Origin of the sequence: Dyadobacter sp., assembly GCF_039919315.1 — a bacterium.
In the GTDB taxonomy this organism is placed as follows: domain Bacteria; phylum Bacteroidota; class Bacteroidia; order Cytophagales; family Spirosomataceae; genus Dyadobacter.
On record NZ_JBDSFX010000075.1, the window covers coordinates 127,010 to 139,833 of the forward strand.

Genomic DNA, 12,824 nt, shown 5'->3' on the forward strand with positions numbered 1-12,824 from the left:
CTTGCCAGTTTGGAAAACAGCATAGATTCATCAGAAAGGGCATATTTGAAATCAGTCAATGTCCGTTTGCGAACATTTGTTGTTCGGGGCTGGACATGAATAAAAAAAATTACATCACCTTGTAACGTTTTCCCGGCTCAGTCGTCTCTGTCATTGAAATGGATTTACAAGCCTTTAACCAACGCATTCTTCCCGTGCAGGGACGCCTTTTCAGGCTCGCACAAATGTTTCTCCGCAATCGCGAGGAAGCGGAAGATGCTATTCAGGATGTGTTCCTGAGGTTATGGGTCAACAGGCAGCAGCTGGAAACCTATCAGAGCATTGAAGCGCTGGCCGTTCAGATGACTAAAAATATATGTCTGGACAGGTTGAAATCGCATCACAAACAGAAAACAAGCGGCGATGCCGATATGCTCAGCTTGCAAGCTGACGATGTGTCTCCGTACCGGCAGGTGGAAAATACCGATAGTGCAGGCCTGATCCACAGGCTGATAGGGGAACTGCCAGAGCAACAGAAGCTGGTACTGCATCTGAGAGACGTGGAGGAATATACATTGGAAGAAATTGAACAGGTTACCGGGCTGAGCAATGCCAACATTCGCGTGATCCTTTCGAGGGCGAGGCAGAAGCTCCGGGACAATTACCTTAAAGCAAACGACTATGAAGCAGGATATTGAAAAACTACTTGAAAAATACTACGAAGGCGAAACGTCGCTGGAAGAGGAGCGGGAACTGAAAGCATTTTTTCAGGGCAACGAGGTACCGGCGCATTTGCAAAGCCATGCGGCACAGTTCACTTATTTTAAGGAAGCCCGTGACGAGCATCCTTCGCTTACATTCAACAGTGAACTCGCCATGAAACTTGATCCACCTAAGCAAGGACCGGTTCGCAGGCTTACCAGCTGGTTCATAGGCATTGCAGCCGGATTGGCGCTGCTGATTGTTGGGTTTACGGGTGGCTGGGTGTTTCAGGCAAGATCAGGACAAGGTGTTGCCGGAGTGTTTGCCAAATCGGAGGACGTAGCGACGGCTAATCAGATGAAAAAAGTGCTGGCATTTGAGCAAACCACCATCACTTCCGCCAGTGAGCGCATTCAGGCTGTGAACCAGAGTTACGAAATCTCGGACGTGGACAGTGACATTACCCAGCTGCTGATCAATACCCTCAATTTCGATCCGAATATCAATGTCCGGCTGGCCGCATGCCAGGCGCTTGTGCATTTCGAAAGTCAAAGTGATGTGAGCGAGGCGCTGATCCGTTCCCTCGCCATTCAAACCGACCCGAATGTGCAGATATCGCTGATCGAAGCGCTAGTAGCCATTAAGGAAAAGCGCGCGGTGAACCAGTTTCAACAGCTGGCCCGGAACAACGAGGTACTGGATGTAGTGAGGCTGAAAGCGGAAGAAGCCGTGTACAGGCTCGAAGAGCCAGTCGCCACATCGAAACCATTGACATTATAAGAAACGACCCTGCGGATTTTACATTTACCAATCATTATTTCAATCAAAACCATGAAAAAAGCGCTTTTAATGAGTGTGGGTGTACTTTGTTGCCTTGCAGATTTGCAGGCTCAAAACCCGGAGTTCAAGACCAAACTGGCCAATTCGAAGGATAAGAAACTAACCATTGAAATGGCCGACAGCGACATCAAGATCGAAGGATACAATGGTGACGAGCTGATCATTCAGGCCTCGTCGGGATATGAGGCGCCGCCAGATCGTGCCAAAGGATTGAAGCCGTTGTACTATAATGCCGTTGATAATTCCGGTATCGGGCTGTCTGTCACGCCGGACGCTAATGGTTTAAAAATCGAGAAAGCGACGCGTAAATCCATCAAGTATACGATACGCTTGCCGCGCCAGGTTTCGGTTTTGTACCAACAAACAAACTGGCAGGGCGGCTCGGGAATTAGTGTCAGCAATGTGGATGGTGACCTGGAAATCCGTACCAATAATGCCAATATCAATCTTAATAATGTAACTGGCCCGGTGGTCGCGAACAGTACGAGCGGAGATGTGAAGGCGGCTTTTGCTATTGTAAATCAGGGTAAGCCCACTGCGATTTCGAGCATTAGCGGTACAGTGGACGTTTCGTTGCTTGCTGCGGTGAAGGCCAACCTGAAATTGCGCTCGATCAATGGTGAAATGTATACAGATTTTGACCTGGGCCTCAAAAGCTCGAAGGACGGAATTCCGAAGTTAAGCGGAGGAAGTAACATTGAGGGCACGATCAATGGTGGCGGTGTGGAAATCCAGATCAATACCATCAGCAGCGATATTTTTATCCGTAAACAAAAGTAATTGTTCACCAATAGCCTATTAAACCATGAAAAATATACTATTCCTGATCGCATTTGCATTCGTATGCAGCCCGCTTTTTGCCCAGAAAATCATTGAACATAAACTGCCTTACGAAACGGGCAAGACGGTAAACCTGAACCTGAAATTCGCCGATAGTATCAAGGTAAGGTACTGGGATAAATCGGAAGTGTCTGTACGAATTGCTGTTACGATCAACAAGGGTAAGTTGAATGACGCATTGCTGGTAACGAAAAGCACAACAGCAGACGAGGTGATCCTGAAAACAGATTTCGATCAGGACTTAGTGAAACAAGGAAAAGGGGAGGACTGTCCTGGCGATAAGAAAGGAACATGGAGCAGCAACGACGGCAAGGACCGCCACTATGTGTGCAGCGAGATCAACTACCAGGTATATCTCCCGCGCCAGGCGAAACTGAAGCTGGAAACCATCAACGGCAACATTGATATCGAAGGGGCGACATCGACTGTTCTGGCCAAAACGATCAGCGGATATGTAGATATGAGCTGGCCAAAAGCGAAGGGCGCCAATGTTGCTATGAAAACCATTACCGGCGAAGTTTACTCAGACCTTAACATTGATTTTAAAAATAAAAAGCAAAAGAACCCTATCGTTGGCTATTTGCTGGAAGGCACATGCAACGGTGGAGGCCCGGAAGTAAGGCTCGAATCGATCAGTAACAATGTCTATTTCCGCAAGCGGGACTGATAGCAGGATGGTTTTTGTCCAAAACTGAATTGATGATGAAAATGATCGCCTGTCCGTGATTTCGGGCAGGCGATCGCGCATTTGGGGAATACGCTGGTTTTGAGAAGATTATTTTTCCGGGATAAAAAGAAGTGCAAACAAAGTCACACCATTAACGGTAAAATCCACAAAAGATTAGCTCTTCATTTCATAACACTTTGTATGATTGAATAGTAGCTCGTGTTAGGTAGTGGGGTGTAGTAGAAATTTTATTTTCCGGTGGCGCTTTTTATGGCCGAAAAAACTGCCCCCAACGAGGCCTGGATACACCCTGAAAATCCCCCAGCTCACCCCAAAAACGAAAGGGTATTAAACTGAATAAATTATAATTGCAGTGCGTTGAGGTACTAAATGCCTTGACGATTTTTGTAATCAATCTTAGTTTTGTTTAAAAACACTATCACATGAAGACCCAGAGTAAGTATTTGGATGAAATTAACAGGCTGCTTGCAGACTATCTGCTCGAAATCGAAAAGTCTGATTTGAAGCCCCTTTCGGCGCAGGTTTATCAGGTTCAGTCTAAGAATTTTGTTAGATGGATCAATGGTGAATTTACCCCGGGAGAAGTAAAAAAAGCGAAAAGACTAAGTCAGGAAAAGTCTGACAAAGAGAGCTAGGTTTTGCCCGGCATTATTTACACTCCGTTCCTCTTCATTACTCTCCTTCTGAAACACCCGGCTCCACCGGAGATATAATACATACGACAACAACATTGTTTGTCAAAAACTTTGAGTATGGCAGTAACAGCAAGATCGTTTCTGCTTTAAAAAACAAAACACCTCCACGGTAGTACCGGAAGGTGTAAAATATACTCAACGTTTATAACGTATTTCATTACGTTCAGATCCAGAAGCTACTTTCACTCTTACCCACGTTTCATCCTATATTTTGAAAGTATTTGCAAAAATACTACCCAAAAGGGTTAAAAAATGTAGATACCTCTCAATGCGTATGTAGCAATTTCGCTACATTTTGTATTGTGTATTTTAGGTAGTTTTGAATTTTCCAATGGTTACAAATCACATATAGAATCAGACAATTGCTTCGTACAATCATAAATGGTACAAAACAATTGTTAGTAAACCGAAACGCATGAATCTATCGTTTTTGGAATGGCCTGTTCGTAAACAACTGGCGCTGGAAACCAACATACTGAACCGTGCGCGCATCAAGGTATTGTCTTACTCACTGCATTTGCGGCTTGTAACGACCGGCATGCTGCTGGTATATTACATGTCCGAAAACTATCAGCAACAAGCTAGCCGGATCGCCATTTTGATGGGGATAGCGGTCGTTTTCTACGTTGCGCTGGCAATGGGCTGTGACTGGCGCAAAGCTGTACATGTGGGCATCATGATCTTCCTGATGATCATCCTGAGCAATCTCTTTATCTATCAGAAAGGATTTCATCTGGTGACATTACAATATGTCGTCATCATTAGTATTTACGCGTTTTATGGCCTGGGTAACCGCTGGGGAATCATTTATTCGCTAGCCGGCGTGATCCCGTTCGTGTTGTACATTTTGTTCGAAAGCGATTTAGGGACAGATATTCCATGGGGACCCGAGGGTACCGGAAAAGTGACGGTCACGATCCTGCTCTTTCACAACTTCTTTTTTCTGGTATTGATCAATTATTACTTTTTTACTTCTTTTTACAAGACGATCGACGCACTGGATGCCCGCACGATGGAGCTGACGGCCAGCCTGGACTACGTCGGAGATTCACAAAAAAAACTGGAAGCGGAGTTTGTACACCAAAAACACCTGATTGCCAGTATTTCTCACGACATTAAGACCCCGCTACGGTTTTTGATGACGACCACGGGGCGTTTGGCGAGAAACCATCCTGACCTTCCTACCGTCCGTGCCATCAGCCAGTCGAGTTACAGGCTCTATCATTTCATGAAAAATCTGCTGGAATATACAGAGTTCCGTTACAAGAATACGACCGTCAATTTTACCTATCTGGACGTCAGTGAACTGGTGGATCAGAAGTTTGAGATCTTCGCCAGTGAGGCTGAGAGTAACTCCAACACTTTTACGAACAGCATCACGCCGGGCGTCATTCTGAAAAGTAACCAGCAGCTTGTGGGCATCATCCTTCACAACCTGATCGACAATGCGAACAAGGTCACCAATGATGGCACGATCGAAGTTACTTACCAGGATTTTCGCGACACATTGCACATCATCGTCAATGATACGGGGCCGGGAATGGATGCCAGGATCATGAACTGGATCAATAGCGATCACAAGCTGCCCGGGCCGGAGCACAATCCCCAAAGTTTTGGAATGGGGCTGCTCATTGTGAAGGAAATCAGTAATCTGATCAACGCAAAGCTGTTTGCGGAACGATTTGATCCTACCGGGACATCGATTCATATTATTTTTCCAAAAAAATAGGTTGTAGCTAATTTTCTACATGTATTTTCATATTTATTAAACTAATTTTAAATGGAATTGAGGTAACGTGCATTTGAATGAAAACAATTTTACTTGTGGAAGATCACTCCATTGTAAGGATGGGAGTGAAATTATTGATCGAAGACTTTATGCCCTCGGTGATGATTATCGAGGCAGGCACTTTTAACGACACGTTAAGGCATCTCCAGACAAGGTATTTTGACCTGGTGCTGCTCGATATCCGTATCCCCGGCGGAGAGGCTTTTCATATGATCACCCGCATCAGGGAAATTCAGCCGAAAGTAAGGATACTCATCTTTTCATCTCAGGACGAGGAACTATACGCGATCCATTATGTGAGGGCCGGAGCTAACGGGTTTTTGCCCAAGGATTCATCTAACGAAGAGGTGGAAAAGGCCATCACCTCCGTTCTGAATGGGGGTACTTACATCAGCAGCATTGTCCAGGACCAGCTCGTTAACAATACTTTGCTGGAACGAGAGAGCAAGGAAAGTCCGCTGGAAATTCTGTCTAACCGAGAGCTTGAAATCATGGATTTGTTACTGACCGGTAAATGGACCAAGGACATTGCAACAGACCTTAACATCAAGGAAAGTACCGTAAGCACCTATAAAGCCCGGATCTTCGAAAAGCTTGAAGTCACAAATATCCTGGAATTGTTCAAAAAAGTAGAGATTTACAAGAGGCGGAAAACTGACTTAAATTAGCGGGGCGGGTTGTCGAATCATCGTGACACGGTGTCGTTAAATTCGTATGACCTATTCGTTTACAGCCATTTGTATAATAATATTCAATACTTATTTTTACTGGATAATCTGCCGGCGGTGCCGGTAACGTGAACCTCTATCATCATTTCCGCTTCAATGCAAAGAACATTAGACTATAACACACATCGGGCAATGCCGTTTATAGGGATGGTTATGCTCACTATCGTCACAGGGGCTGTCATGTGGTATTCGATTTTTTACAGCCTGTATCAGGTCCTTCATTAGAAGTATGGCGTGCAAAGCGCGAGAAAGTGCTTACTACTCTGCTTTGAGCGACTTGACGGGATCTGTCAGGGCTGCACGGATACTTTGAAAACTGACGGTTAACAATGCAATGGAAATCGCGATCGCAGCTGCAATTGCGAAAATCCCCCATGACAGATCAATATGATACACGAAGTCTTTCAGCCACTGGTCCATCAGGTACCATGCGGCAGGGCTGGCCAGTACGATTGAGATCAGGATTAGTTTCATGAAGTCTTTTGACAGCAATGCGACCATACCGGCTACATTGGCACCGAGTACCTTACGTATACCGATTTCTTTGGTACGCTGCTCAGCGGTAAACGCTGCAAGGCCGAGCAGTCCCAGGCAAGAAATGATCACGGCCAGCATTCCAAAATACCGGATCAGTGTGTTGACGATCATTTCGGAACGGTACATTCGCTCATAATCTTCGTCGAGGAAGTTATATACAAATGGGTAATTGGGATTGAACGCACGCGTTATTTTTTCAACATGCGCAATAGCTTCGGTAGTTTTGCCCGGTACCGACCGCACCATCAGGAATTCGGTGTTTAATCCTTTGTAATTGACCAGAATAAGTGGTTTGATCTCCGAGTGGAATGAATTAAGGTGAAAGTCCTTCATGAGCCCCACAATAGTACCTTTCCCCATCCAGAATTTTACCTGCTTGCCCACCGGATCCTGCATTTTCATCATTCTGGCAGCAGCCTCATTGATGATATAATTGGCAGTATCTGCGGCGTAGTCTTTTGAGAAATCCCTGCCATCGACCATTTGAATATGCATGGTTTTAGCAAAATCATAACCCACATAGGCCGCGCTGACCGAATTGTCAAGATTTTTGTCCCGCCCTGTCCAGTCCAGGTCGCCGGAGACGCCCATAATATTGGTCGGAATAGCACCAGTCGTAGTAGCGGCGTCAATGGCCGGAGAATTCATGATTTCTTGGCGAAAAGCTTCCAGTTTATTGTTCAGATCGCCCTCCAAAGGAATATACAAGACGTTTTCCTTATCCAGGCCCAGCCGTTTCGTTTGTATATAGTCCATTTGCCTGCCAATTACCAGTATGCCGACGATCAGAAAAATGGAAAGACTGAATTGAAATACCACTAGTCCCTTGCGCAGAAAGACACCTTTATTGGAAAAAGAGATCCTGCCTTTCAGGATCCTGATGGGTTGCAGGGCGGCGAGGTACAAAGCAGGATAACTGCCCGCTACGACACCGGTAATTAATATCAATGCGATGATCGACAACCATAATGATGGGTCAAGGCTGCTGAAACTGATCTGCTTCTGCACGACCTCATTAAATACCGGCAGCAGGCCAATGATGAACAGTAATGCCAAGCCTGCCGCTAATGCGCTGACGATCAGTGATTCGCCAAGAAATTGGATGACCAGAAATTTCTTTTCCGCTCCCACTACCTTCCGCACGCCGACTTCCTTGGCCCTTTTGACCGACCGGGCAGTGGCAAGGTTCATGAAATTGACGCAGGCGATCAGCAGGATAAATATGGCGACGATAGAAAAAATACGAACATATTCGATACGTCCGCCAGCCTGTTTCAAGCCTTCGTATTCCGAATAGAGGTATACGTCCTGCATACTTTGGAGCATCGGAAAGCTTGCCAGTTCGGGCGGTGCTACCTTTTTGATGACTTTCTTCATGATACTTTCAGCATGCGCCGCATTGGCGCCAGGATTCAGCAAAGCATAGGTTTTGAAAGAGGAATTGCCCCACCATTTCATCCAATCCTGCTCCTGCGCTTTGAAGTTCACGATCCATTCAAACCGGATGGAAGAGTTGAGAGGGATATTTTCAAACACCGCGCTCACGATCATATCCTTAGCATTATCCAGCCGCAAAGTTTTTCCTACCACATTGACACTGCCGAAGTACTTTTCCGCCAGTTTCCGCGAGATAGCAATGGATGTGGGCTGTTCAATGGCTCTTGCAGGATCACCTTGTAAAAAAGGGGACTGAAAAACCTCAAAAAAGTGGCTGGTAGCATATATACCATCCTCTTTGGTCGCTTTTTCTCCGACACGGATCAATTGTCCGCGGTTCCAGGTTATTTTGGTAATGGCTTTAATTTCAGGTACATCCTTTTCCAGCGCATCCACCCACGGGCCGGGAGTAGCCTCACCGGCGCCGACCTGTCCCCGCCAGTCATAACCCGAGCGGACGAAATAAATGTCTTTCAGGTTCGGATAAAAACTATTAAATGAGACCTCATCCTTTACCCAAAGCCAGATCAGCAGACTGCACGACATGCCGAGTGCAAGGCCAAAAATATTGATAAAAGAAAACAGCTTGTTTTTGAGCAGGCTTCTGATGGCAATTTTGAAGTAGTTTTTTAACATGGCCTTTGTTGGGTTGGCTGGAACGGAGTCCTGAACGGATAAATATGAAGCTAAAAATTGCGTTCCATCGGGAAGGATATTTTGTAATAAATTGTAAATCAATATGTAACGAATTTTTAAATCCGTTTTGCTGTCCACTTTCGGACAATACAAAGGCGTAAACGAACGGTGACGTTTGTTAAAGAAAGTTAAACCAGTCTTCATAGGATGGCGGCTTAACTTTTTTTAAGATTCTCGCTCCCAATGCTTCCAGGCGAATGCGATAGTTTTGGCCATCGGTTTACAGCACGATCCAAATCCTTATTAATCATGACACTTTTCAAAAAATGGAACAACATTACAGCGTGGAGCATATTCGCACTGGCATTCGCTACCTACCTGATCACCATGGAACGCACGGCCAGCTTCTGGGACTGCGGTGAGTTCATTGCCGCCGCATTTAAATTACAGGTTCCACATCCGCCGGGTGCGCCGTTTTTCTTGTTGGTAGGCAGACTTTTCTCACTATTAGCATTCGGTGACCTCACCCAAGTAGCCTATTGGGTCAATATGGTATCGGTGCTGAGCAGTGCTTTTACGATATTTTTTCTGTTCAAAACCATTTCTTTGCTCACGGTCAGGTTGTTAGGGAAGAAAGAGTCAGAGCTAATGGCACAAGACATTTTTTTGGTAATGGGTTCGGCTACGATTGGTGCACTTGCTTATGCCTGGTCGGATTCGTTCTGGTTTTCCGCGGTGGAAGCAGAAGTATATGGTATGTCGTCATTCTTTACCGCCATTTTGATTTGGGCTGTTTTCAAATGGGAAAGTATGGAGGATCCGGCCACGGAAAACAGGTGGCTGATCCTGGCGGCTTATCTGGTAGGCATTTCCATTGGCGTGCATTTGCTTAACCTGGTTACCATACCGGCTTTGGCGCTGGTTTATTACTTCAAAAAATACCCAAAACCGACCGTTTTCGGAGGTTCTGTCGCATTTCTAACCGGTCTGATCATTCTGGGTATCATCAATGCCGGTATCATTCCCGGCCTGCCCGAACTGTCGGCCAAATTTGAAATATTCTTTGTCAACTCGCTTGGCCTGCCTTACAACTCTGGTATTATTTGCTTCATTGTTCTTTTTCTGGGCAGCCTTACCTGGGCTATCCGTTATTCGCACCGAATGGGTAAAGTGCTGCTGAACACCGGCTTGTTATGCTTTGCGTTTATACTAACAGGTTATGCGTCGTATATGCTGGTTCTGGTTCGCTCGGAATACAATCCGCCCATTAACGAAAACAATCCAAGCGACGTGCTGCGCTTTGTTTATTATCTCAAAAGGGAGCAATACGAGAGTCGGCCACTGTTATATGGGCCTTCTTACACATCCAAGCCCGTCAGTCAGAAACGGGGTGCTCCGGTTTACACAAAAAAGGATGGAAAATATGTCATTACCGACTACAAACCGATTTATGGTTATGAACCGGGCGCTAATATGCTGTTACCGAGGATGTACAGCGCCCAGCCGGGACATCCGGGGCTATATCAGCAAATGATAGGGCTTGCGGAAGGGCAGCAGCCCACCATGCGCCATAACCTGAGCTATATGTTTTCACATCAGTTGGGGCACATGTACTGGCGTTATTTTCTATGGAATTTCGCGGGCCGTGAGAGTGATAAGGAAGGGGCGGGGACGCTGCTGCCATGGCAAACTGCCCAATCGTTTCCCTCATCCATTGCCGGAAACAGGGGGCATAACAACTTTTTTATGCTTCCATTTCTGCTTGGTGTAGCGGGCATGATATGGCTATACCGGCGTAGTCGGCGTGATATGCTGGTGTTGGGTTTGCTATTTGTATTAACAGGCGTCGCGCTGGTCGTTTACCTCAACTCGCCACCTTCGGAGCCGCGTGAAAGGGATTATATCTACGTCGGGTCATTCTATATATTTTGTATCTGGATTGGTTTTGGCGTGTTGGCGGTAGCGCAGCTGTTACAGAAATGGGTTCAGAATAACAATTTGCGGGTAAGTCTGGCGACGGCAATGAGCCTGGCAGTTCCGGTAGTAATGCTGACAAAGGGCTGGGATAACCACGACCGCAGCAATCGCTATCATTCAGTTGATTTTGCGCGTAACCTGCTGAATTCCTGTGCTCCCAATGCGATACTGTTCACGGGCGGCGATAATGACACATTCCCGTTATGGTATGTACAGGAAGTGGAAGGTTTCAGGAAGGATGTGCGGGTTTGCGTGCAGACGTTCCTGGGCGCCGACTGGTACATTGAGCAATTGAAACGAAAGATCAATACTTCCGAGGCGCTTCCGCTATCTCTGGATTCCAATGCGTACGCCAGCGGGAAGAATGATTACGTGCCTTTTTATGAAATCCCGGCTGTTAAAAACGGTATCAATCTCAAAGAATATTTGGAACTGATCCAGCAGGATAACAAAGCCATTCAGGTGCCCCTGACGAGCGGGGATATGACTTCCATACTGCCTTCTTCCAGGTTTTTCCTGCCTATTGATACGGAGCAGGTCAAGAAAATGAATATTGTAAAAAATGACCTGGTGCCATTCCTGAGCGATTCCATGAGCTGGAACATTGGCGAGAAAGACCTTTTGAAAGGTGATCTGGTGATGCTGGACATCATTGCAAGCAACAACTGGAAACGACCCGTTTACTTCTCATCCACTATGGGTTCGACGCATAATCTGGGCTTGCAAGAGTACATGCAGCTGGAAGGATATACATTCCGCCTGCTTCCTGTGCGGGTACCGGGCGCTGAGGACGGCTACGTGAATACGGACGTGATGTATAACAACATGATGAACAAAACCTTCTGGCGTGAAATGAATAATCCCAAAACCTACTACGACGATACCTATCTGGGTTCGCCGGTAGCTTCGGGCCGGATCGCGTTTCTTCGCCTCGCCGGGCAACTAATCGCGGAAAACAGTCTCAACGACGCCAAAAAAGTCGTCAACAAAGCCATGACCGTCATGCCAGACGATACCATTCCCTATGACCAGTTTTCAGCCGGTTTTGTGGGAATGCTGTTTGATGTTGGCGAGGAAAAAAAAGCATTGGACTCGGCCCGGACGATGGCGCTCCGATCGGATGAAAACCTGACGTGGGCAAAGGATAATGGCGGCCAAAGGACCAGGGATGTGAATGTGGATCTGTACATTTTACAGACCATTGTTCAGGAATGCAAGCGTGCAGGGAGAGAGGCGGAGACGCAGAAATACGATGCTATGTTCCGGAAGCATCTGGTGGCTTTTAATATGGTTAGTAGGGGGGGATTAGCTCAGATACGTAAATAGGTGATGTCCTTCTTTTTGTCGTTCAAACTGGAACTTAATCTTAGTACAAGCTTGTTTTCGGTAATGCTAATAATTATAAACGATAAATACATCCTAAACTTCTTGCGATCTAACCACAGCGTCAGCCGGTTTTTGTCCCGCAGTTCCCAAGTACCATTATACTCATCACCGGAATGCCAACCGGGTATCGTCGAGTTCTTTGTTGAAGAATTTCCTTCAATATGAAATGTCGAATCTGCGTTAATTTGGAGGTCATTCCATTGAGGTTCTTTACTTGTTGTATCCTGATTTTTAATGTTCGGATTAACACGCCGCCAATGTCCAATGAAGGATTGTTGACTATATGTCGGAGTAAAAAGACATATAGTCAACGATATTGAAATTAAAAATTTTAAAAGCATAATAGGCAGTTAACAAGTCAATGTCATTTTCTTACATCATTGTACGCGGAAAGAAGTGCTTCCAGTACAAATTCTTTGGGTACATTATTCAGGTCAAAAGTTGTGGCCCCTTTTTCACCCCATTTGTTTGGGATTGGATAGATGTTCTCACTGTCCATTTTACAGAAGATGGTTTGCTCTTCGGGAGTTAAGAAGGTGTCTTTGCAAATGAAATTGGAAAAAATGGTATCAATTTCGAAAAGGCATCAC

10 protein-coding genes are annotated in these 12,824 nt (G+C 45.8%); 8 read left to right on the forward strand and 2 right to left on the reverse strand.

Annotated elements, in window-relative coordinates; all coding sequences use genetic code 11:
- The first annotated feature begins 158 nt into the window (after positions 1 to 158).
- The 7 genes from ABIO93_RS20945 (at position 159) to ABIO93_RS20975 (ending at position 6,201) form a co-directional block, all read left to right on the forward strand.
- On the forward strand, positions 159 to 677 hold the full coding sequence (locus ABIO93_RS20945; RefSeq protein WP_348071246.1) for a sigma-70 family RNA polymerase sigma factor: 519 nt from the start codon (positions 159 to 161) through the stop codon (positions 675 to 677).
- Positions 661 to 1,461, forward strand: coding sequence for a HEAT repeat domain-containing protein (locus tag ABIO93_RS20950; protein ID WP_348071248.1), 801 nt, complete (start codon positions 661 to 663; stop codon positions 1,459 to 1,461). Before ABIO93_RS20945 ends, ABIO93_RS20950 begins: the two co-directional genes overlap by 17 nt.
- Positions 1,462 to 1,512: 51 nt before the next feature.
- On the forward strand, positions 1,513 to 2,301 hold the full coding sequence (locus tag ABIO93_RS20955; RefSeq protein ID WP_348071250.1) for a DUF4097 family beta strand repeat-containing protein: 789 nt from the start codon (positions 1,513 to 1,515) through the stop codon (positions 2,299 to 2,301).
- Between the two features lie 25 nt (positions 2,302 to 2,326).
- A complete protein-coding gene (locus ABIO93_RS20960) occupies positions 2,327 to 3,028 on the forward strand; it encodes a hypothetical protein (RefSeq protein WP_348071252.1) in 702 nt (233 codons plus the stop codon).
- 443 nt (positions 3,029 to 3,471) lie between these two features.
- Positions 3,472 to 3,684, forward strand: a complete 213-nt coding sequence (locus tag ABIO93_RS20965; protein ID WP_348071254.1) for a hypothetical protein — start codon at positions 3,472 to 3,474, stop codon at positions 3,682 to 3,684.
- A 475-nt stretch (positions 3,685 to 4,159) separates the two neighbouring features.
- A complete protein-coding gene (locus tag ABIO93_RS20970; RefSeq protein WP_348071256.1) occupies positions 4,160 to 5,473 on the forward strand; it encodes a HAMP domain-containing sensor histidine kinase in 1,314 nt (437 codons plus the stop codon).
- 77 nt (positions 5,474 to 5,550) lie between these two features.
- Entirely contained in the window at positions 5,551 to 6,201 is a 651-nt protein-coding gene (locus tag ABIO93_RS20975; protein ID WP_348071258.1) for a response regulator transcription factor, read from the forward strand.
- 318 nt (positions 6,202 to 6,519) lie between these two features.
- On the opposite strand, the gene ABIO93_RS20980 is transcribed toward ABIO93_RS20975, so the two are convergent.
- The gene (locus tag ABIO93_RS20980; protein ID WP_348071260.1) at positions 6,520 to 8,871 is read right to left on the reverse strand and encodes an ABC transporter permease; all 2,352 of its coding nucleotides are present in this window, start codon (positions 8,869 to 8,871) and stop codon (positions 6,520 to 6,522) included.
- A gap of 309 nt (positions 8,872 to 9,180) precedes the next feature.
- Between ABIO93_RS20980 and ABIO93_RS20985 the strand changes: the two genes are divergently transcribed.
- Entirely contained in the window at positions 9,181 to 12,174 is a 2,994-nt protein-coding gene (locus ABIO93_RS20985; RefSeq protein WP_348071262.1) for a DUF2723 domain-containing protein, read from the forward strand.
- A 424-nt stretch (positions 12,175 to 12,598) separates the two neighbouring features.
- On the opposite strand, the gene ABIO93_RS20990 is transcribed toward ABIO93_RS20985, so the two are convergent.
- Positions 12,599 to 12,733, reverse strand: coding sequence for a hypothetical protein (locus tag ABIO93_RS20990; protein WP_348071264.1), 135 nt, complete (start codon positions 12,731 to 12,733; stop codon positions 12,599 to 12,601).
- Between the last annotated feature and the right edge of the window lie 91 nt (positions 12,734 to 12,824).

What these genes read in the sequence shown, in the direction of transcription:
- ABIO93_RS20950 (WP_348071248.1), top strand. Translation starts at nt 661, where the DNA reads ATGAAGCAGGATATTGAAAAACTACTTGAAAAATACTACGAAGGCGAA.
- ABIO93_RS20955 (WP_348071250.1), top strand. Translation starts at nt 1,513, where the DNA reads ATGAAAAAAGCGCTTTTAATGAGTGTGGGTGTACTTTGTTGCCTTGCA.
- ABIO93_RS20965 (WP_348071254.1), top strand. Translation starts at nt 3,472, where the DNA reads ATGAAGACCCAGAGTAAGTATTTGGATGAAATTAACAGGCTGCTTGCA.
- ABIO93_RS20970 (WP_348071256.1), top strand. Translation starts at nt 4,160, where the DNA reads ATGAATCTATCGTTTTTGGAATGGCCTGTTCGTAAACAACTGGCGCTG.
- ABIO93_RS20980 (WP_348071260.1), bottom strand. Translation starts at nt 8,871, where the DNA reads ATGTTAAAAAACTACTTCAAAATTGCCATCAGAAGCCTGCTCAAAAAC.
- ABIO93_RS20945 (WP_348071246.1), top strand. Translation starts at nt 159, where the DNA reads ATGGATTTACAAGCCTTTAACCAACGCATTCTTCCCGTGCAGGGACGC.
- ABIO93_RS20975 (WP_348071258.1), top strand. Translation starts at nt 5,551, where the DNA reads ATGAAAACAATTTTACTTGTGGAAGATCACTCCATTGTAAGGATGGGA.
- ABIO93_RS20990 (WP_348071264.1), bottom strand. Translation starts at nt 12,733, where the DNA reads ATGGACAGTGAGAACATCTATCCAATCCCAAACAAATGGGGTGAAAAA.
- ABIO93_RS20985 (WP_348071262.1), top strand. Translation starts at nt 9,181, where the DNA reads ATGACACTTTTCAAAAAATGGAACAACATTACAGCGTGGAGCATATTC.
- ABIO93_RS20960 (WP_348071252.1), top strand. Translation starts at nt 2,327, where the DNA reads ATGAAAAATATACTATTCCTGATCGCATTTGCATTCGTATGCAGCCCG.